The 20,444-nt window shown below is 33.6% G+C and carries 22 protein-coding genes; all 22 read right to left on the bottom strand.

The genetic code is table 11. The annotated features are described in order from the left end of the window. Positions 1 to 10 precede the first annotated feature (10 nt). Positions 11 to 841, bottom strand: a complete 831-nt coding sequence (locus tag P8J93_02060; protein ID MDG2060584.1) for a class I SAM-dependent methyltransferase — start codon at positions 839 to 841, stop codon at positions 11 to 13. Between the two features lie 119 nt (positions 842 to 960). Beyond that, complete coding sequence (gene neuC, locus P8J93_02065) at positions 961 to 2,121, bottom strand: UDP-N-acetylglucosamine 2-epimerase (protein MDG2060585.1); 1,161 nt, start codon at positions 2,119 to 2,121, stop codon at positions 961 to 963. Positions 2,122 to 2,179: 58 nt separating this feature from the next. Beyond that, positions 2,180 to 3,307, bottom strand: a complete 1,128-nt coding sequence (locus P8J93_02070) for a zinc-binding dehydrogenase (GenBank protein ID MDG2060586.1) — start codon at positions 3,305 to 3,307, stop codon at positions 2,180 to 2,182. Positions 3,308 to 3,330: 23 nt separating this feature from the next. Then, a complete protein-coding gene (locus tag P8J93_02075) occupies positions 3,331 to 3,855 on the bottom strand; it encodes a cupin domain-containing protein (protein MDG2060587.1) in 525 nt (174 codons plus the stop codon). A gap of 32 nt (positions 3,856 to 3,887) precedes the next feature. After that, positions 3,888 to 4,664: an SDR family NAD(P)-dependent oxidoreductase gene (locus P8J93_02080; GenBank protein MDG2060588.1), complete on the bottom strand. Its 777-nt coding sequence runs from the start codon at positions 4,662 to 4,664 to the stop codon at positions 3,888 to 3,890. Between the two features lie 36 nt (positions 4,665 to 4,700). After that, positions 4,701 to 5,396, bottom strand: coding sequence for a hypothetical protein (locus tag P8J93_02085; GenBank protein MDG2060589.1), 696 nt, complete (start codon positions 5,394 to 5,396; stop codon positions 4,701 to 4,703). 9 nt (positions 5,397 to 5,405) lie between these two features. Beyond that, complete coding sequence (locus tag P8J93_02090) at positions 5,406 to 5,867, bottom strand: nuclear transport factor 2 family protein (GenBank protein ID MDG2060590.1); 462 nt, start codon at positions 5,865 to 5,867, stop codon at positions 5,406 to 5,408. Positions 5,868 to 5,930: 63 nt separating this feature from the next. After that, complete coding sequence (locus P8J93_02095; protein ID MDG2060591.1) at positions 5,931 to 6,455, bottom strand: WbuC family cupin fold metalloprotein; 525 nt, start codon at positions 6,453 to 6,455, stop codon at positions 5,931 to 5,933. Positions 6,456 to 6,570: 115 nt separating this feature from the next. Next, complete coding sequence (locus P8J93_02100) at positions 6,571 to 7,443, bottom strand: sugar nucleotide-binding protein (protein MDG2060592.1); 873 nt, start codon at positions 7,441 to 7,443, stop codon at positions 6,571 to 6,573. Between the two features lie 22 nt (positions 7,444 to 7,465). Then, complete coding sequence (locus P8J93_02105) at positions 7,466 to 8,617, bottom strand: iron-containing alcohol dehydrogenase (protein ID MDG2060593.1); 1,152 nt, start codon at positions 8,615 to 8,617, stop codon at positions 7,466 to 7,468. 98 nt (positions 8,618 to 8,715) lie between these two features. After that, positions 8,716 to 9,324: a glutathione S-transferase family protein gene (locus P8J93_02110; GenBank protein ID MDG2060594.1), complete on the bottom strand. Its 609-nt coding sequence runs from the start codon at positions 9,322 to 9,324 to the stop codon at positions 8,716 to 8,718. Positions 9,325 to 9,371: 47 nt separating this feature from the next. Next, on the bottom strand, positions 9,372 to 9,707 hold the full coding sequence (locus P8J93_02115; GenBank protein ID MDG2060595.1) for a DUF4405 domain-containing protein: 336 nt from the start codon (positions 9,705 to 9,707) through the stop codon (positions 9,372 to 9,374). Between the two features lie 55 nt (positions 9,708 to 9,762). Then, positions 9,763 to 10,968, bottom strand: a complete 1,206-nt coding sequence (locus P8J93_02120) for a sterol desaturase family protein (GenBank protein MDG2060596.1) — start codon at positions 10,966 to 10,968, stop codon at positions 9,763 to 9,765. A 6-nt stretch (positions 10,969 to 10,974) separates the two neighbouring features. After that, complete coding sequence (locus tag P8J93_02125) at positions 10,975 to 12,414, bottom strand: deoxyribodipyrimidine photo-lyase (protein MDG2060597.1); 1,440 nt, start codon at positions 12,412 to 12,414, stop codon at positions 10,975 to 10,977. After that, positions 12,415 to 13,260, bottom strand: coding sequence for an SDR family NAD(P)-dependent oxidoreductase (locus P8J93_02130; GenBank protein MDG2060598.1), 846 nt, complete (start codon positions 13,258 to 13,260; stop codon positions 12,415 to 12,417). Positions 13,261 to 13,325: 65 nt separating this feature from the next. Then, positions 13,326 to 14,297: an MBL fold metallo-hydrolase gene (locus tag P8J93_02135; protein ID MDG2060599.1), complete on the bottom strand. Its 972-nt coding sequence runs from the start codon at positions 14,295 to 14,297 to the stop codon at positions 13,326 to 13,328. Further along, positions 14,298 to 15,278: an aldo/keto reductase gene (locus P8J93_02140; protein MDG2060600.1), complete on the bottom strand. Its 981-nt coding sequence runs from the start codon at positions 15,276 to 15,278 to the stop codon at positions 14,298 to 14,300. 17 nt (positions 15,279 to 15,295) lie between these two features. Then, entirely contained in the window at positions 15,296 to 16,306 is a 1,011-nt protein-coding gene (locus P8J93_02145; protein ID MDG2060601.1) for an aldehyde reductase, read from the bottom strand. A gap of 64 nt (positions 16,307 to 16,370) precedes the next feature. Then, the gene (locus tag P8J93_02150; protein MDG2060602.1) at positions 16,371 to 16,769 is read right to left on the bottom strand and encodes an MAPEG family protein; all 399 of its coding nucleotides are present in this window, start codon (positions 16,767 to 16,769) and stop codon (positions 16,371 to 16,373) included. 139 nt (positions 16,770 to 16,908) lie between these two features. Next, positions 16,909 to 17,661, bottom strand: coding sequence for a bacteriorhodopsin-like (locus tag P8J93_02155; GenBank protein MDG2060603.1), 753 nt, complete (start codon positions 17,659 to 17,661; stop codon positions 16,909 to 16,911). 166 nt (positions 17,662 to 17,827) lie between these two features. After that, positions 17,828 to 18,463, bottom strand: a complete 636-nt coding sequence (locus tag P8J93_02160) for a VTT domain-containing protein (GenBank protein ID MDG2060604.1) — start codon at positions 18,461 to 18,463, stop codon at positions 17,828 to 17,830. Positions 18,464 to 18,468: 5 nt separating this feature from the next. Next, positions 18,469 to 20,427: a pyrroloquinoline quinone-dependent dehydrogenase gene (locus tag P8J93_02165; GenBank protein MDG2060605.1), complete on the bottom strand. Its 1,959-nt coding sequence runs from the start codon at positions 20,425 to 20,427 to the stop codon at positions 18,469 to 18,471. Positions 20,428 to 20,444 lie beyond the last annotated feature (17 nt).

The raw sequence follows: 20,444 nt of genomic DNA on the forward strand, positions 1-20,444 counted from the left end.
TTTTATGTTTTTATTTTTTCTTGTATGCGAGGCTAACCCAATGAGGTGTTTTATCTGAAAAAGATATTCTTTCAAACCCAGCCTCTTCAAGCATTATAGTAATGTCTTTTTTACTAAAACGTTGCTCTAATCTTGTGCCAAACCTATCTAATGCATCTGTCTTTAAAAAATAAAAAGGTTTGTTTCTGTAATCTGATAAAGGGAAATTATCAATATTGAATCCTATTTTTTCAAACAACATAGCAAATCTAGCAACCGGGAGATAAATTATCACAGCTATCATAAAGCATATAACCCGTTTAATAGTAAATGGCATTTTACAGACTGCACCTCTAATTAAATCAGTTAATTTCCATATTGTCTTAAACCACAAAGGTTTATTCTCAAAATTATAGTAAAGATAAAGTAAAAAAGGAGCTCCTATTTTGAGCAAAGACGCACACGACTTTATGCCTTCAGCTGTATTTGGTATATGATGCAAGACACCTAAACAATAGCCAAAATCTTGGGATGATTTTTCAATAGAAATGTTATCTGCTGAAGCTTGATAAAAGTCAATATTCTCTAGATGGGAAAGTCTTGTTTTAGCCACTTTAATTGCTTTTTTACTAGGCTCAATACAATTCAAATGTTTTACCTTAGGAGCTACAAATTTAGCCCATCTTCCACTTCCACAACCCATATCAAAACCTTTAACATCATCACCTAGATCCTTAAAGGGGAATATATCAAAGTACTGGTTAAATGCTTTCTTAATATCTTGATCGCTTAATGCAGATTGATCATAAGTTGACCACTCATTCCCAAAATCTTCTACAACTTTATCGTCAATGTTACTCATCTTTAATATTTAAATTTATGGTATATTAAAAAATTCTTCACTTTACGAGATAGACACATAACATACAACTCCTAAGTATTTTAAAGATTTTCAAAGACACTTTACATTTAATCTTAAAATTAACTTAAATCATAAAATGGCTTCATTAAAAGATCTTTAAAGGATGCATCTTCTAAAATTTGAATTATTTTCTGTGATGCTCCACCTTCTCCATATGGATTATCAGTCAATTCAAGACTTTTTTGAAATGATTCAGAATAAAGATTATCTATAGCTTTAATTATAGAATTCTTGTCAGGATTACAATCAATTATACTGGATGCCCTTAATCGACCATCCTGCCTATGACCTATATTGATTGTTCCTTTACAAAAAGAAGGAACTTCTGAAATCCCGCTTGAAGAATTTCCTACCACTCCATCTACTTGAGCTATGCATGATAAGTATCTTAAGTGCCCCAAAGAAGTGAAGGAATATGCATTATTATTTGATAATACAAAATCTTCGATCATTGAAAATAAAATACTGCTATCTGTGTCTGCATTGGGCATAGTAAAAATAAGTTGCGTATCTTTTAAAGAAGTTAAAGATTTCATTAATTCTTTCATCTGATCTTGAGAAGAATATTCTTCAAGCGTCACAGGGTGGAAAGTAATTAAAAGATTTTTTTCTTTAAATTTTAAACCTAATGAATCCTCCAATTCTTCTTTATCCATGAGTTGAAGTCTTTTTATACTATCTACACCTAAACCTCCAACCATAAAAACTTTATCCGGTAATTCGCCAAGTTGAATTACCCTTTTCTTATATTCTTCTGCAGCAACAAAGTGAAAGTGGGATATTTTAGTAATTGAATGCCTAATTGCTTCATCGATAGCACCTTCTGCCCTCTCACCTCCACTAATGTGAGCAATGGGTATTCTATTAAACATAGCGGCAATTGCGGAAGCAAAGATTTCAAACCTATCTCCGAGTATTAAAACTAGATCAGGTTTTAAATCTTGGTATGCACGAGAAATTTCTTTAAGAGCAATAGCAGTAGAGCTGGATAAACCTAAAGGGGTATCAGAAATTAAATTAATATCAATTTTATAATCTATTTTGAAACCATCTTTTTCAATATCTTTATATGTTAATCCAAATTTCTCTGATAAATGCATACCTGTAGCTATAATTTGGAGGTCAAATTCCTGAGATTGTTCTATTAATGATATCAAGTGAGACAAAAGACCATACTCAGCTCGAGTTCCAGTAACTACACATATTTTGCGTTTGGTCATGATTAAGAAATAATTTCCATAACTTTAATAATTAATTTCTTCTACTCTAATTTATTTTTTATTCTTTGTGAGGTGTTATTAAATATTTTTTTCCAGTTGCCTGTTTTGAGTAATCTAAAATACTCTCTTCATGAAGAGCTTCTTGTAAAGAAATTTCTTTGGAGTAATTACTTACAAAAGTTGTTTTTATTTCATCAGAGACCCTTTTTCTTAAAGCCTGAAATTTCTCAGGGCCTATCTTTCCTATAAAAGGCGTCAAAAGCCAACCACCTATTCCCCAAGACATGCCATAAGCTCTATTTAAAGTTGTTGGAGATCTATCTAACCCACCATATATGTATACCTGTTTATAAGTTGTTGAACCATAAATACTATGTTCTGCAGAATTTTTATTAGCCGCTATCTCCATAGCAGTTAAAACTTGGCCTGATAATTTTCCACCACCTATTGCGTCAAAAGCTAAAGTTGACTCAGAAGCAACTAATGCTTCTACTAGACTGGTCATAAAATCTTCATTACTAGAATTACAAACGAACTCGGCTCCTAAACTTCGTAATTTATCTTCTTGATCTGCAGTTCTCACTATATTAACTAGGGGTACTCCATCCATTTTACAAACCTTTACCAACATCTGCCCCAGATTAGACGCAGCTGCTGTATGCACTAGGCCTTTATGCCCTTCTGATTTCATTGTTTCCACCATACCTAAAGTTGTTAGTGGATTAACAAAACAAGAGGCAGCTTCTGAGGGAGAAGTTCCCTCATTCATAATTAAGCAACTAGAAGCAGGAACGCATCTGTATTGTGAATACATCGCTCCTCCAGCGACTCCAACAACTTTGCCTATTAAATCCTTAGCATTCTCACCAGCATCCTCAATAACCCCAGCGCCCTCATTACCTACCGGTAATGACTTTCCAAGTCTTGGTTGAACCATTCTCATAAGAGGTTCAGGAATATCAATCACAGCCACAATATTTTCTTTATGGCCTTCCACTTTGAGAGAATTGACGTCAGCTGGACCTAGTAAAAGTCCTAAATCAGACGGATTAATTGGAGTAGCTTCAACTCTAATTAACACTTCATTTTCTTTGGGTGTTGGCTTTTTCTCTTCAATTAAAGATAATTTAAGTTTTCCTTCATTAGTAACTTCAGATCTAATTTGTATTGAAATTCCTTCATTCATTTTTTTTCCTTTTTATTAAAATTCTATTCGTCAAAATCACTATCAATCAAGACAGCTATTAGGGTAGCTGGTTGTTTACCATTATTTCTCCATGCATGATTTGTTCCTCTCTGGACTACAACATCAAAAGGCTTAAGATCGACTTCATCTTCATCTAATATTAAAGTTATGTCCCCTTCTAGTAAAATAATATAATCAATAGTGCCAGTCTCGTGCATAGCATGATGCCTAGAAACATCCACCCTATGATGAGCAGCGCCGATTTGTTTAAATGCTTCTTCTGCTAATTCATTTAATATTTCATCAGATATATTATCTGGAGTGGGATTAATCTGAAAATACCTAAATTTTGTACAGCTTTTATCAGGTGAAAGAACTATATCAATATCTGCCTTATCACTTTTATCCATTCTATCTGTAACTTTGCTATCTGTATTCCATATTTCAAACAAGCCTCCCACCTCTTCGCCAATAGATCTTGATGGTGGTCCATCTATTAAAATAACAGACTTACCTTTCGAGTTATGCCCAGTTACTATTCTTCTCATAAAATATAAAAGACTAAATTAGTAAGTTTGATTTATCGAACACTAGTTTGACCTCCATCTACGGGTATTAGCTGTCCCGTAATGAAGTGAGATGCATCTGAAGCAAAAAAAACCATTACAGGACCAAGATCCTTTTCTGGATCTCCATATTTGCCCCCTATAAAAATATTTTTAAAATTTATCCATTCATTTGCAGCCTTTTGTTCTTCATTCAAAGAAGAAACTGCAGATCGAAACATTGGAGTATCAATAGCCGGCAGGATCGCATTAACCCTTACATTATCTTTTCCCCAACTTCCTGCTGCACTCCTAGTCCATGAATGCACAGCTCCTTTTGCAGCTGAATAAGCTACTGCCCCTGGTTCTGGTCTTTGCCCTGAAATAGATCCAAAGTTAATTATAGAGCCGCCACCTGATTCTTTCATATATCTATATGCTATCTGATTAGTCAACATAGTTCCCCTAACATTGACAGCAAACATATGATCCCAATCCTCAACTTTTACTTCAGCAGGATCAGATCCGCTTTGTATTGCAGCCGGATGAGCAAGTACATCTAGACCGCCTAAAGAATCTATTGCCTCAGCAAAAGATTCTTCTACGCTGTTTTTATCTGAAACATCTACTTTTAAAAATTTAGCTGAGCCAGGTCCTTGATTATTTGCAATTTTACAAACTGAAGATCCCATATCATCTAGAACATCCATCCCAAAAACATTTGCACCTGATTTCACATACATTTTTAAAGTCGCTTCCCCCATACCTCTTGAGGCGCCAGTTACGATAATTCGCTTACCTTCTAATTCCAATTAATCCTCCTTCTTAAAATAAATGATAAATTTAATTTATAGATTATATTGCAAAATATTATTTTCTTTCAATTTTGAAGAAAAAGCATAACTTAATGAAAAGATACTTATCACACTTATTAAAACTATAAACTTCTGCACCAAGGCGGCCTCTCTTAATGCTTGATTACTTTCCAAGGGACTGCCACTGAAAATTTGATAAAAAACATAAAAGAAGGTCGATAATAAATAAAATGAAGTTATATATGTATATTTATTAGGGACAGAACTCCTATACAAAACAATGACATAAAATATAGAACCCGGAATTAGCAGTCTAAATGCATTAATTGCAAAGTATATATGCATATCTCTATAAAGGTCATGAGGTGTTAATCCAATAGCAGCAAAGAATATAGTTCCTAAAAAGAAAAAAGCAGATCCTATTAAAGCTAAATTATGAGTTAAAGAATTTTCTTTAAATAATCTTGGAATAAATATAAAACTAATTCCTACTAATAAAAATAGAAACATTGCCATATTAAAAAAAAATGCTGAAATAAAATTAACCTCACCTGAATGAGATTTATAACCCCCTAAGTCACTTAAAAAGTTCAACGCTATTGAATAACCTTCTTGACTTGGATCAAGAATATTTCCTCCGGGATAAAAATAGCTTGCTACTACAACTGAAAATATAAAAAAAATAACTACAAAACGAAGAATTTTTACTGACCAAAATTTTAATATCATTTATAAAAACTATTTAATCTGAAAAGGATCTAAGATTTCCTGAGGTTTTTTTTCTAATGAATTCTCAAAAAGACAATGCTCCACAAGAACAGTATCAAAGAAGGCATGTAACTCTATTATTTTACTATCTTTTAAAGTAAAGATTTCACAGTAAGTTTGATTATATTCTTCTCCGTTCTTAGTGGGGCCTCCTCCTTCCATAAGACCAACTACCCTGTCACCTTCAGCCGCTATAATTTTCCATTTTTTTGAGAACTTAATCTTGCTAGGAACTAATTTCTCAATTAATTTTTGACCTATCATGTTATGACAGCAAGCTTCTTTCCCATAGAGCCTTCCTGAAACAGGAGTACTACCGACCATATTGTAAATAACATTTTCGTGATGCATATCAAAGATAGTCTCAAAATCTCCATCTGCCAGGGCTAAGTACCATTTCTCTATTAATTTCTTATTTTCTTCAATACTCATACAACTTTAATTTACAAATAATATAAAAATACAGAAAGGTTTAGAACTCTTTAAGCGCAAGGCTTATTTCAATTTTGACTTTAAAGTTGAAAGAAAATCAACTCTACTCTTTTCGTCATACCAGTCAGGGAATAGACAATCTTCTTTTTTATATGGACCAGGAACTGACTCTAAATGGACTGAAAATTCTGACATTGTTAAGTCCATATGAATAATTCCAGGTGGAATGCGACAAAATAAATTTGAGGAATTTCCAAGAATTACATAATCTTTTAACTGCCCTGTCTCTTCAAATATGCAAAGTGCAATTTCTCCTTGCATAACTAAAAATGATTTTTCTATTGTAAGTTGCTTCTTTGGAGGAAAAAAATTCTCTTGGGTTTGATATATTAACATTTCATGCATTTTAGAATCAGAACTAGGGTGCATACATACTCTAGAATTAGTTTTTCTATTCCGCCCAATTTCTATTATGTCTGAGATCAACTCATTGGAGAAAAAATTTGGTTCATTTTTAACAAAAAAGGAAGTGCTCTTTGCCTTACTGTCCTCTCTAAGAGAATCATTGTCTAATCTTATTTGCTTCATTGAGTCCAATTAAAATTGATTGGATTAAAAATAATTATTAATTTTTTACAAACTTAAATAACTTAAGTAAAAAGTACTATACAAGAAAATAAGAAACTTTATACAAAAAAAACAATTAAGATTTCTCTAAATTAATATATCGGTTTTTAATGAAAACTTCCGTATCTGTAAAAGTAAAATTCAATGATTTAGAAATTTTTGAGGAATCCAAAGATACATCAAGAGGCCTTTTCTCAGGTAAATTAAAATCATTTATACCGCAAAGATGAATCTCCGGTTTTATTTCTAAAGCTAGGCATAAGACCTCTAAAAGCATGTCTCTTCTAAACTTTTTTCCGCATGAAACATGATAGAGACCGGTAATATTATTTACTATCACAAGATGAATAATTCGTATTACATCTTGAACATATACAGGTGAAAAATATTGATCATTTGCACAATATATCTTTTTATTCTTATTTAAAGCCTTCATCCAGTTACTAAAAAGAGTGCCGTCATGTTCAGAATCACCGTAGATCTTAGCTAGTCGTAAAATACAACATTTCTCAATGCCTTTAAGGTAATTCTCTACTTCTAATTTTTGTTGTCCGTACAAGAGAATAGGATTAGCTTTATCGGTTTCTTTATAGAGTCCGCCTAGTCCATCAAAAACAAATTCTGATGAAGTAAAAATGATAAAAATATTTTTAAAAACTAAAAAATCAATTATTTTTTTAATAGATACAATATTAATGAGGTTTGAAAGTTCGGAATTCCTATAACAGCTGTCTGGATCAGTATCACCAACTAAGATAAGTGCATGACTGAAATCATTCCAATTTACTTCTAATTTTGATATGTCTTCTAAAGTGCTATCGAAGGATATGGAAGAGTTAACTTTATTATTGTTATAAGTTCCAAGAACTTCTCCAAATGAATACTCTTTTAAGAAAAGATTACCTAAAAAACTTGAAGCCCCTAATACTAGTATTTTTTTCTTTTCCAATTTATTCCTCAATATGATTTATTTAATAACTAGCTAATTCTAAAATTTCTAAAATATCTTGCTCAGATTTAATGGGTTTAGGATTTGATAGGACGGTAGGATGTTTCAATCCATATTCTGCAATTTTTTGCCAATGCTCTTCTAAAACTCCAACTTCTCCTAAATTCTTTGGTAATTCCAAATCTGATATCAATTCAGCTACAGCTTGAGAAGCAGATAAGTCAGGTTTTCCGAGAGCTTTAGATATAAGATCTTGTTTCTCTAAATTTTCTGATTCGTTCCATTTTAAGACCGCGGGCAATAAAACACACGATGTATAGCCATGAGGGATGGAACAGATAGATCCCAGAAGGTAACCTAGTCCATGACTAGCTCCCATTGAAACATTCCCTAGATTCTTAGCAATCATCCATACAGCTTTTTGTGCTCTTGATCTGGACTCTAAATCATTCCTATCCTTAAAGGTTCCCCTTAAGGATGCTGCAAATTCTCCTAATGAATGAAGGGCCATAGGGTAAATTAAAGGATTAGTAGAAGATGAACAAAGCCCTTCTATAGCATGATCTACAGACCTTATTGCTGTAGATAACCAAAGCCAGTCGGGGGTATGAAGAGTTATCTCAGGATCTAGAATTACTACTTTAGGGCATAGATCTTTACCTAAATATCTTTCTTTAAGTTGCTTCTTGGTGTCTAAGGCGCCACCCATATTAGAATATTCTCCTCCCGAAAGAGTTGTTGGAATAGCTATTTGCCTTATTTTTGAATTCTTATTTTGGAATTTATTAGCTATTTTCTTTAGCTCCTCCTCGGAATTGATGTTTAAAGAGTGACATAATTGCACGACTTTAACCGTATCAATTGGAGTTCCTCCGCCGATTGTTAATATAATATCAGGATTCATAGATCTAACTTCTTGAGCACATTCTATGACATTATCTATGGGTGAATGTTCAAGGCATTTGCTGAAAACCCCTACTAACTTAGACCCTAAGACATTAGATACCTTTTCAATCTCATCAGTATTTTTTTTCAAGGATGAGGAGCAGACTATAAATACTTTATTATAATTTAATCTGCCTACTTCACTTAAAATAGCCTTGGAAGAAGATGTATCCCAAATTACCCTGTCTAAAGGTGAATAAGAATATGAGTTATTAATTTCTTGGTTCAATGGTTCCACCAAATACTGCTGAAGAAATCTCCTAAGAATAAGCAAACAGATTTCATGTTAAATATTTAATTTTAAAATTTAGGTGTTAAGAAGAATTATTAAGTTTCTATAGCCTTCTTAAAACTAGGGCGATCTAAAATCCTTTGAACATAATTCTTAATATTAACCATCTCATCAGGGACGCAACCTAAGTTATTGCTCATGTAACATGCATGACCTAGCATGATATCAGCTCCAGAAAAATTGCCTATCAGGTAATTCTTCCCTTCTAGAGATTTGTTTATTGGTTCTAAAGCCTTGGTTAGTAACCTTTGTGCCTGTCCAAGTACTACCTCATCTCTCCTATCTTCTGGTAGTAATATGGTCTGGACAACTATTGTATTCATTGGTGGCATAACCATACCTTCACAATAATGAAACCATTGGAGATATTCTGGAAATTCAGAAGTTTCAACGGCTGGCTTTAAACCTCCATTTTTATGTTTTTCAAGTATATAATCAACAATTGCTCCTGATTCCCATATTTGTATATCTCCATCATCTAAAACTGGTACTCTTCCCAAGGGATGTCTTGCGCGATGTTCATCTGATTTTAAATCTTTAGGATGAAAAGCCATTTTGTTAAGTTCATAGGGCAAATCTAACTCCTCTAAAAGCCACAATACTCTCCCAGCTCTAGAATTTGGTGCGAAATGAAGTTTTAACATATCTATCTCCTTTTTATATACTTTTTGGGAACTAAAATCCTATAAATTTATTTTTCAGCCTCTTCCGCTGCATTATCCATTTGTTGAGCTAAGTTATCTGGTACTTTATTATTTAAAACAACTCCATATAAAACTATTAGCAATGCGACTAGAAATAATCCATAAATTATATTCAATTTATTACTCAAATATCCCAATAAACTAGAGTAATTAAAAAATAAATGAAAAATAACAGCAAGAATTAAAATTAATCCAAATAGTTTATGCACAGGATGCATTTGTATAGTAAAAGAAGGTTTCTCTATAACAAACATCATTAAACCACTTGTAGACATAGCCACAAAAGAAACTGCGAGAGTTATAGCTGTAATTTTCCTAAGCATTTACATATTTAAAAGTTCTATCCAAAATTGGTCAACAATAATTCTCAAAATCTAGTTAGTTCGCTCTTCTTAAAAAAGGTAAGGATGCTAAATTAAAAAAAGTATAACTTAATAAACCAAGGATAATTAAAAAATTAACATCGAAATAGTATAAGAAAGTGGCCAAAACAATTAAGCCTATCAACCTATAAATTTCAGTGCCTATGGCTGGTTTAGAGTCTAACCATCTAGAAACACAGAACATAGTAAAGATCATCATTCCTAATGCAATGATGCCTTGAATATAATTTAGATTTCCGCTTTCTAAAAATAATAATCCGACACTTGATATGGCTATTAGCTGAATAAATGCATAAGCATTTATCAAAGTATTAGTCTTAGGATTGTATTTATTAAAATCTGAGGAAATAAACTCTTCTTTAAAAGATTCCCCTAATGGCATTCCTGGAGACCAACCAGTTTTGGCCAATAATACATAACATTTTTCTTTCCAAGTCTCTGAATACCAAATATCTTTAATAATTTTTCTATATATATGTAAATTAGCCGTTATTGGGTTAAAAGTATTTATTGGACTTCTTATGCCATAAAGACATGGCTTATTTTCTAATTCTTCTTGAAAAGTCCCAAAGATGCGATCCCAGATAATAAAAACACCCCCATAATTTTTATCAATATACTCATCATTTTGTGCATGATGTACTCTATGATTAGAAGGGGAAATAAATACTAGTTCATACCATCCCAGTTTGGGAATATGCTCTGTGTGTACCCAGAATTGGTATATTAAATTAATCGATGCTACAGATATAAAAATATAAGAAGGAATGCCAATTAAAAAGAGAGGAATATAAAAGACCCAAGTAAACAGAAAACCCGTTCCTGTTTGCCTTAGAGCAGTAGATAAATTGTAATCTTCGCTCTGATGATGTGCTACATGTGATGCCCAAAATATCTGGCGCTCATGACTCACCCTGTGAAACCAATAATAAAAAAAATCATAAATTAAAAAAGCAAATATCCAAGTAAATACTGAACTGCCATTCCATCTCCAAAGACTATATTCTTGCTCAATCCAATAAAAGAAATATCCTCCTATGCTAATTCCAAGGACCTTACTAGTTGTGCGAAGAGAGCCCATAAAAAGACTACTTATACTGTCGTTACAACGGTAAGTATTCTTTTTAACTATCCATCCATAAATACTTTCTACTATGATAGCTAGTAAAAAGAATGGCACAGCTAAAGGGACATAATCCATAAATATTCAGTTTACTTTGATACTTTTAAAAGCTTCTAGTGCTTTTTCTCTAGACTCTTTCAAATCAACTATAGGCTCTGGATAATCTTTACCTAAAACAATATTAGCTTCTTCTAGAATATCCTTAGGTGCTTCCCATGGATTAAATAAAAACTCAATTGGCATGGCTTCTAGCTCAGGAATATATTTCTTTGTATACTCTCCTTCTGCATCAAATTTTAGTCCTTGTGTTACAGGATTAAAGATACGGAAATAAGGAGCAGCGTCAGCTCCGCATCCTCCAATCCATTGCCAACTAGCACTATTACTTGCTAAGTCAGCATCTATTAAACAATCCCAAAACCATCTCTCACCTTCATGCCAATGCAATAATAAATTCTTTACTAAAAAAGAACCTACAACCATTCTAATACGATTATGCATATATCCAGTTTTCCAAAGTTCTCGCATCCCTGCATCTACTATAGGATAGCCAGTTAAACCTTTTTTCCATCTATTTATAAATTCCCCATTAGCTGTCCATGGAAAGTTATCAAACTTCTTTTGTAAATTTTCTGTAGGAAGTTTTGGAAAATGGTAAAGAAGATTATATGAAAATTCTCTCCAACCCAATTCGCTTAAGAAATGGTTTAGACTATCTTCAATCCCATGCTTAGATTCTTGAGATCTAGCATCATACCAAATTTGGTTGGGTGATACTTCTCCAAAGTGAAGATGCGGGGATAATTGAGAAACATTTTTCTTTGAAGGAAAATTTCTACCTTCTTTGTATTCTGAAAGACCTTCAGAAATAAAAGTATTAATTTTATTTTTTGCACCCTTTTCACCTGGCTCCCAAAGCTTTTCCATATCTTGATACCATTTTATTTTTGGCAATAAGTCTAAATCATCTATCGTGATCTGATTATCTTTATCTGCAACTAAAGAATCTATGGATGCGCATGGTAATGGAGTCCTAGGAACTTTAGCATAGAGACAGCCTTTCTTATAAAAAGGCGTAAAAACCTTATAAGGACTTCCATCTTTTTTTAATATTTTCCATGGCTCCCAAAGAAGAGATCCATTAAAAGTTCTTACCAAAACATCTTGCTGCTCAAGAATATGCTTTAGTTCTGCATCCCTTTTTATCCTCCAAGGTTCATAACATCTATTCCAAAAAATCTCTTTCACATGATATTTTGAAATTAACTCATTCAATATTATTTGAGGATTACCTTTATAAAATTCTAAGTTATTGCTTAAGCTTAAATTAAGATTAGTTAAAGATTTATAAAGCCACCACCTGCTAGCTGAACCCATTTTATGATCTCCAGAATTCACATCATCTAAAATATATATTGGAAGAACCCTTCCAGATTGCACAGCAGAAAAAAGTGCAGGATTATCTAACAATCTAAGATCCTGTCTAAACCAATGAATTGAAACCTGATTGTTTGATGTCTTCATTTAAAAATTAAATCCGTTACCTGTAATAACAGGGACGTTTGTCCAGAAATTATTTGGGTCACGATACCAACCTCCGGCAGCAAGAGCTCCTCCATCTAAATTAATTGTTGTCCCTGTAACCCAAGCTGATAATTCAGAAGCTAAAAAAAGGGCACAGCCAGCTGCATCTGATGGTTTTCCAAATCTCTCCAAGGGAATCCAGCGCTTTTCATGATCTTGGTGTTCCTCAGCAACTAATTGTGAAGGACTTACTTGAGCTGTTTCAGTTGTTTCAGGAGCTATCGCATTAACCCGTATTTTACTAGGAGCGAGTTCAACAGCTAAACTCTTAGTGAATCCAGTGATTGCATGCTTGAAACTGCAATAAACTGTTGCCATTGGTATTCCTCTAAAAGCTTCTATAGAAGAGATATTTATAATGCTTGCACCTAGCCCACCATGCTTCTTTAACAATGGGATTGCTGACCTTGTAACAAAAAACATAGATTTAAGATTAGTGGCATAAAGTGCATCAATTTCTTCATCAGTAAACATTGTGAAAGGTTTTGTTAGTCCCAAGAAATCTCCGACATTGTTAACTAAGACATCTAGCTTCTTATATCGAGTTTCAACCTCTTTTAACAATTCTTTTACTGCTTTTGCATCTCTAACATCAGTATTAGACACTAAGGCATCTACTCCTTTATTCTTGAAATTTATTTCAATATCCTGGCATCTGTCTTTATCTAATTCGGCTACGATTAACTTTGCACCTAACTCACTAAATGTTTCTGAAATTGAACGTCCGATTCCTGCACCACCTCCAGTTACTAAAACAACCTTATTAGCAAAATCTATTCCTTTCATAATCTCCTCTTAAACTTAATTAGGTTTTAAATATTAATCAATGATAATTCATCTATGAAGATAATCTATAACAGGATTATTTCCCCTGGCAATGGCGTGCTGAAAAAATCTTCTGAAAGATTTAAATTTTCTCTCTCAAGTTTAAGCAATTCACTTGGCTCTAAAACATCTTCGTCAGTTAAGATAAAAGTGCCCCAATGCATCCCAAAGGATCTAGGGACTCCTAAATCTTTAGCTATTTTAATTGCTTCAGATGGATTGACATGACTAAAACTCATAAACCACTGAGGGTCATAAGCTCCAATTGGAATCATAGCAATATCAGGAGAACCTAATTTATTTCGAGTTTCTTTAAAATCTTGAGAATATCCTGTATCTCCAGCATGGTACAAACTACGCTCCAAGGACTTCATAAACCATCCACCCCAAAGGCTTTTATTTCTGTCTCTAATACCTCTAGAAGACCAGTGCTGGACAGGCGTAAAAATAAATTCAGTACCCTTAACTTCAGTTTTCTCCCACCAAAGAAATTCTTGAATATTCTTTATTCCTTTTTTAGTGAGCAATTTTTTATCTCCCTTAGGAACTAAAAAAACAACATCTGGGTTTAGCCTAAAAAGCTTTTTTAAGCTTGCTATGTCTAGATGGTCATAATGATTATGACTGACTGTAATCACATCTATCTTTGGCAATTCTTCTAATGAAATTGCTGGCGGTATTAAACGTTTTGGTCCTGCAAACCTTATTGGGGATGCTCGCTTTGAAAAAACTGGATCAGTAAGTATATTTATGCCTCCTGAATTGAGGAGAAACGTAGCATGTCCTATCCAAACAGCATAATCCTTAGAGCTCTCATCTAAAGATTTCCATTCTTGAGAGGTTTCTATTTTTACTCTTTTAGGGTTTTTACCGGAGAAAGTCCATTTAATAAAATCTTGAAAAGATTTATCATGTGCAACATTATTAGTATTTACAAAGGCATTACTTGCCATTAAAAGATTGGATATAAATAGAATACCTACTAGAAATTTTTTCATTTATCGAAATAAATTTTGTAAAGTTTGTATTTCTATTGAGGTAAGTTTCTTATCTTTCTCAGCATCAAGACACTCATATAACTCTTTTCTATTTTTTACTCCCAGGATCACTGAAGAAAGACCTTCAATACTCAATGCATATCTGTGTGCTAATTTAGCTGGAGTTTCATTCCATTCTTTAGAAATATCTCTAAAGGGTTGAGCTTTTAGATAATCATCAAAATCTAATTGATCATATCCTGATTCATGAGGATCTCTATCCATTGATGTGGTTAGTGCACCTGCCTGGACTGCTCTAATTGCCAAAGTAGGTATTTCATTCTTGCAGGCTTCTTTAAATATACGACTAGGGTTGTATGCTTCATCTGCATAACCTATGGCGCCGGCCGAATTAAGTGGATTTATCACACACTGTATAGCCTCTGGAGGCACTTCAAAGTTTATAGCCTGAATTAGTGCCTTATTTTGTCCAATTCCTCCAATTCCCCAACTTCCAACCTTCCCCTCTTTCTTAAGTTTTTCAAGTGCAGGTATTACAGCATTATAATAAGAGCTTAGAGTAGTGGAGTTATGATCTCGAAATTCATTATTAGCAAAAAGTACGAAATCGTCTTCTATTAACTGTGAGTGAAGCAAAAATAAATCTACTCTTTGCATGTTCATCTCATCAAGACTTCGTGTTAATGATTTATTAAAATAATCATAAACTTGATTATCTGGAAGTCTCCCTAATCTGCATTTTGTTGTAAAAAAAACATTGTCTATAGATCTTCCTTTGAAGACTTCTCCAATTACCCTCTCAGCTTCCCCTTTTCCGTACATTGGCGCAACATCAAAATGAGTTATTCCATTTTCAATTGCAGAGTTCACTGTCTCTATAGCTTCTTTTCTAGTAGTTTCACCCCAAATCTGGCCGAGTCCACCTCCGCCTAGCGAAAGAGAACTTATCTCTCCGAATGGTTTAAATTTTCTTTTTTCCATTTATGTATCAAACACAACTATGGAAGTAAACCCATAGATTCTAATTGCTTAGCAGACTCTATAGCTGAATCCTCAGCAGATATATATTTCCAGTTAAATATATCTTGAGCTTTTTTACTATTATAATGAATTTGTCTTCCTAATGATGGAACCATACCACCAAGCTGCTTAATAAAAATAGACATAATTTTAACTAGAAAATTAGGAAGTTCCTTAGTAGGAGATTTTTTAAACCCTGCCTCCTTTAGTACTTTTCCTACCTCTACAAAGAACATTTCTTTTTCACAAATAATAATTCTTTGCCCATTTGTTTGATCTGATGTCATGGAAAAAATATGAGCTTTAGCTACATCTCTAACATCCACGAATCCTAAATGAATTTTAGGACAAGCCGGCATAGTTCCGCTAACGAGCTGTAAAAGAAGAGAATTAGAAGTGCCAATATCATCTGTAAGCATAGGACCAGTTACTGCCACCGGATTCATCACTGAAAGTTCAAACTTTTCTTCAGATGAAAGATTGTCCATAAAATCCCATGCAGCTTTCTCTGCCAGAGTTTTGCTTTTTGCATAAGCACTAATTGACCCTTTGGTTTTAGACCAATCACTTTCATCAAATTCCTTTTTCTCTTCATGGCCATATCCAATAGCCGCAGCAGAAGAAGTTAGCACAACTTTATCTATTTTATTATCCCTACAAGCCTTAAGGACTCTTAGTGTACCCTCAACAGCGGGTTTAATTAATTCACCCTCGTCTTCAGGAACTTCCAATACAAAAGGTGAAGCTACATGTAAGACATATTTACAACCATTAACAGCTTCATCCCAACCTTGATCTATTAAAAGATCTGCTATAACTATTTCAAGGTTTTCAGAATTTGAAGAATATTTCTTCATAGATTTCATAACTTCTTCTTTTCTGCTTTCTGATCTAATTGTTGTTCTTACAAAATACCCCTGATCTAAAAGTTGTTGTATGCAATGCAGACCAATAAAACCTGTTCCACCAGTAACTAGTACTTTGTCCATTTCTTCCCCTTATATTTAGATTTTCGCAGCAATATATAGTTAGAGTTCAATAGAAGTCAAATAATTATAATAAAAAGATATCCATCAAAAAGCTAATTAAGGATCCAATTATAAAAATATAGATTGGCGGCATGCTGATATATAAACCTAGAATCCTTTTTTCTGCTTCTTGATAATACCCTAAAGCATAAGACAACCTTCCAATTGGCCAAAATATCCCTATGACTGAAGCCCAAATTGGGTCCACTGAAAATGCAAATAACCATAATCCTGGGAGAAAGATGGCTAAATGTTCAAGAGTATTCTGATGAGCTCTTACAATCCTTAGATATTCATCTGGACCTTCATGTAAAGGAGCAGATATCTCAAACTTCTTTCGGGAAGTACCCGATTTTAATAAAGTAAAATAATAAACTAATAAAGCTATACAGCTTAAAATTCCCGGATAGATATAATCTCCCATTAGATTTTCCTACATTAAATAAACACAGTGTAATTCTTTACTATTTAAGGAAAGATCACCAGAGAATTTATAAAATAAATTTTTAATAACGAGATAAAAAAAGAGGATCATAGATCCTCTTTTTAATAATTGCTATTATTTAACCATAAGCACTCTGTTTATCGTCTATAGCAGCAGCCCAAATAACCAATCCGAATAGAATTTTATTAACAAAATCTGCAAGGTTATATACTAAATTTAAAGAGCTAGCATCAACAGTTCCTAAAAGATATCCAAAAACATATCCCGCCGGATAAATAGCCCAACCAACTACTATGATCCACATCATAGTGTTATAAGTAGTTTGAACAGATGGGCTTGTTGTACTTACAGCTGATCTTCCTTCTCCCATCCATAACGTATAGATAAGATAAATCCAGAATAAACTAGCAATAATAAATGCTGGAAGAGCTGACATTAGTCCTGCTTCTCCCATGTACCCAAAAATTAGCATTGCTAATGATCCCACAAACAATTTCCAGAATAGAGAGGCTGCAACATCCGTAACAGCTTTTAATATTAGATAAAACTCCACCATTAATAAAGGGACAGTTAAAAGCCAATCAATATATCTAAATACCGTCGGCGTCTCTCCAGTATCGATCCAAACTCCACGCATATATAGGTAATGCCAAAAAGCTATACCAGTTACAAGGCCTGCAATCGTAAGAGACGTTTTCCATTTATCACCAACATTATCTCTCTCAATAAAAAAGAAAACGGTAGAAGCCAAAAGTGCAGCTGTAACCAGCCAAAATGATACGCCAACATAATCGCTAGCATTTAAATCTCCTCCAGAAGCAGCAAATAAAGGGCCTGCAACTAAACTTGATAATATTAGAAATAATTTCATATCTTGCTCCAAAGTTAAATTTGTTAACTTAATAATTAAATTAATAATAAAACTGAGCGTCCGAATCATCAATCTCCAATATCGTGTCCGATAATATCGTCCAATTCAGCAAGACAGTAGAACAAAATTAACTCTTTTTTAGTGTTCTGACAATAATTTTTTCTTTTTAAAAAAATTTTCTGTACATAAAATACAGTATTAAAGGTAAAAAAACTGCGCCGAGAAAAGCTAAAGAAGCTGAATTTGAAGCTAATGCAGCTGCACCTAAACCTGAAAAAACTATAGCCACACCTATATTTGTTACTCCTACAACAAAACAAAATTTAGTAAAAGGCACCTTACTAACTCCCGCAGCTAAAGTTATAATTTCAGCTACAGCAGGTATTGGTCTGGATATGATTAAACCAAAAGTACTAAATTCTTTCGATAATCCCTCTGACTTTAATAAATTATTTTTGCCTATCAGTTTTATAACTAACGGTCTGGCCGCAAAACGTCCAATCAGATAGCCAAAAATAGCGCCAAGATTTAGACCTATCCAAACTACAAAAGAAGCTAAAGTCCAGCCTAAAGTTGCTCCAGCTAGTGTATTTGTTAGTCCATTTGGGACTGGTAAAAAGACATCTGCGGTAAGAGCAAAAATAACTACTAGAGAGATTAAAAAATAGTTGTCTTTAGACCAAAGTAAGACTTTTTCTCCATATTGCGCAAGAGGACTCTCTAATAAAACCATAGGAATAATTAAAGAACTGAACATCACTATTCCGATAGTTAGCCATTTTATACCAATTGATATTTTCATAGAAATTAATCATCAGGCAAAGCATAGGCAATCAAATAATCACCCATTGGTTCTTTAAAAGCAGGATTAAGGTGACCTCCTGCAGTAATAATTACATACTGTTTTTGGTTTTTACCTGCTCTGTAAGTCATTGGATTTGCATGACCACCAGTGGGCAATTTCGTTTTCCATAACTCTTTTCCAGTATCTGTATCAAAAGCTCTAAAATAAGAATCCGTAGTAGAAGCAATGAATGTTAAACCACTGGATGTTAAAGCAGCTCCACCAATATTTGGAGGTCCTTTTAATTTTGATATCGGCCAAGGTGCTAATCCTTCTAAATTTCCAAAAGGACGCTCCCATACTAAATCTCCAGTATTAAAATTAATTGCACTAAGCTTTCCCCAAGGTCGTGGAGCGCAAGGTACCCCTAATGGTGACAGAAGAGGAGTTATGGAAACACAATATGGAGTTCCAGCCTGAATACCAGCATTAGGATAATCTTTGCAATCTTTTCGCGGAATCAATTTAAGATTAGATGCTACTAATCTTGTATTAAGAATAATAAGTTTACGCTCTGGATCTATGGCCGGAGTATCCCAATTATTTCCTCCATAATCACTTGGATAAAATAAACTTCCCTGAAGAGATGGAGGAGTATAAATTCCTTCATTTAACAAAGAAGAGATTTGTTTTTTGCACGATCCTTTATCCAAGAATGTAAAGCCAAAAGCATCATTAGCTTCGAGGGTTAATGGATGTAAAGGCTCTGGAATTGTAGGAAAAGGTTGCGTTAGAGAAAGGTATTCTCCTTCAACAAAACCGCTTTGAGGAACTGGCCTTTCTTCAACAGGAAATAAGGGGATGCCTGTTTCTCTGTTTAATAAAAAAAGTAATCCCATTTTAGTTGGTTGCGCTAATGCTGGAATAATCTTTCCATCTCTTTCAAAATTAAAAAGTGTTGGTTGTGCTGGAGTATCAAAATCCCAAATATCGTGATGAACCATTTGATAATGCCAAACAAGTTCACCATTAGTTGCATTTAAAGCGACAACAGAACTAGAAAAGAAATCTAAATTCTCACGCATTCCTCCAAAAAAATCTGTTGAAGTATTGCCAGTGGGTAAGAAGATTAGATCCCTATCTTTATCAACAGAAATGATAGACCATACGTTAGGAGTCCCTCTTATGAATAAGGGCTTACCTTGCTCGTCAAAAGTAGATTTTGTGCCTGGAGGTATTGCATTCCAATACCAAAGAAGTTCTCCAGTTACTACATGGTAGGCTCTCACCACACCGCTTGGCATGTTATTATGAATTCGATCTAAAACATTAGCTCCTACAATAATCTTATTACCAATTATAGCTGGTGGCGAAGTAACCGAATACTCCCCTGCAGATACTTGACCAAGCCCTTCCTTTAAATCTACCTGACCATTTTTACCAAAATCTTCACAAGGTTTTCCATTTTCTGCATCAACAACAATAATACGACCATCTAAAGTTCCCATAACAATTCGATGGTCACAAATATTTCCTTTAGATTCTTTAGATTGCCAACTACTAACTCCTCGACAATTAACTACAACTATTTTACTAACATCTACTTTAGGGTTGAAACTCCATTTTTCCTTTCCAGTTGCAGGATCAAGAGCAATCATTCTATTCAAAGTAGTACAGGCAAAGAGAGTATCTTCAACTAATATAGGGGTAACTCCCCAGTAACTTGGGAGTCCACCATCTGAAGCTTTCTTAAAATCACCGGATCTATATTCCCATGCCTTTTCCAACATACGAACATTTTCTTTAGTCACTTGATTGGCAATACTAAAATGACCACCTCCTGAACTAGATCCATAAGATTTCCAATCAGTTACAGGGCCAGAATAATCTATCTTTAATATTTCTTTACCTTCCAATGATAATGAAAAAATGAAAGAGAAAAATACTAACTTAGTTAATATGTTTAATTTTTTTATACTCATAGGTAATGTCAATTTTT

This window comes from SAR86 cluster bacterium, assembly GCA_029268615.1.
Classification (GTDB): domain Bacteria; phylum Pseudomonadota; class Gammaproteobacteria; order Magnimaribacterales; family Magnimaribacteraceae; genus JAQWNM01.

Excerpts from the sequence above, each read along its gene's own strand:
- P8J93_02060 (MDG2060584.1), bottom strand. The coding sequence starts at position 841 with ATGAGTAACATTGACGATAAAGTTGTAGAAGATTTTGGGAATGAGTGG.
- neuC (MDG2060585.1), bottom strand. The coding sequence starts at position 2,121 with ATGACCAAACGCAAAATATGTGTAGTTACTGGAACTCGAGCTGAGTAT.
- P8J93_02070 (MDG2060586.1), bottom strand. The coding sequence starts at position 3,307 with ATGAATGAAGGAATTTCAATACAAATTAGATCTGAAGTTACTAATGAA.
- P8J93_02075 (MDG2060587.1), bottom strand. The coding sequence starts at position 3,855 with ATGAGAAGAATAGTAACTGGGCATAACTCGAAAGGTAAGTCTGTTATT.
- P8J93_02085 (MDG2060589.1), bottom strand. The coding sequence starts at position 5,396 with ATGATATTAAAATTTTGGTCAGTAAAAATTCTTCGTTTTGTAGTTATT.
- P8J93_02090 (MDG2060590.1), bottom strand. The coding sequence starts at position 5,867 with ATGAGTATTGAAGAAAATAAGAAATTAATAGAGAAATGGTACTTAGCC.
- P8J93_02095 (MDG2060591.1), bottom strand. The coding sequence starts at position 6,455 with ATGAAGCAAATAAGATTAGACAATGATTCTCTTAGAGAGGACAGTAAG.
- P8J93_02110 (MDG2060594.1), bottom strand. The coding sequence starts at position 9,324 with ATGTTAAAACTTCATTTCGCACCAAATTCTAGAGCTGGGAGAGTATTG.
- P8J93_02115 (MDG2060595.1), bottom strand. The coding sequence starts at position 9,707 with ATGCTTAGGAAAATTACAGCTATAACTCTCGCAGTTTCTTTTGTGGCT.
- P8J93_02120 (MDG2060596.1), bottom strand. The coding sequence starts at position 10,968 with ATGGATTATGTCCCTTTAGCTGTGCCATTCTTTTTACTAGCTATCATA.
- P8J93_02125 (MDG2060597.1), bottom strand. The coding sequence starts at position 12,414 with ATGAAGACATCAAACAATCAGGTTTCAATTCATTGGTTTAGACAGGAT.
- P8J93_02130 (MDG2060598.1), bottom strand. The coding sequence starts at position 13,260 with ATGAAAGGAATAGATTTTGCTAATAAGGTTGTTTTAGTAACTGGAGGT.
- P8J93_02135 (MDG2060599.1), bottom strand. The coding sequence starts at position 14,297 with ATGAAAAAATTTCTAGTAGGTATTCTATTTATATCCAATCTTTTAATG.
- P8J93_02140 (MDG2060600.1), bottom strand. The coding sequence starts at position 15,278 with ATGGAAAAAAGAAAATTTAAACCATTCGGAGAGATAAGTTCTCTTTCG.
- P8J93_02145 (MDG2060601.1), bottom strand. The coding sequence starts at position 16,306 with ATGGACAAAGTACTAGTTACTGGTGGAACAGGTTTTATTGGTCTGCAT.
- P8J93_02150 (MDG2060602.1), bottom strand. The coding sequence starts at position 16,769 with ATGGGAGATTATATCTATCCGGGAATTTTAAGCTGTATAGCTTTATTA.
- P8J93_02155 (MDG2060603.1), bottom strand. The coding sequence starts at position 17,661 with ATGAAATTATTTCTAATATTATCAAGTTTAGTTGCAGGCCCTTTATTT.
- P8J93_02160 (MDG2060604.1), bottom strand. The coding sequence starts at position 18,463 with ATGAAAATATCAATTGGTATAAAATGGCTAACTATCGGAATAGTGATG.
- P8J93_02165 (MDG2060605.1), bottom strand. The coding sequence starts at position 20,427 with ATGAGTATAAAAAAATTAAACATATTAACTAAGTTAGTATTTTTCTCT.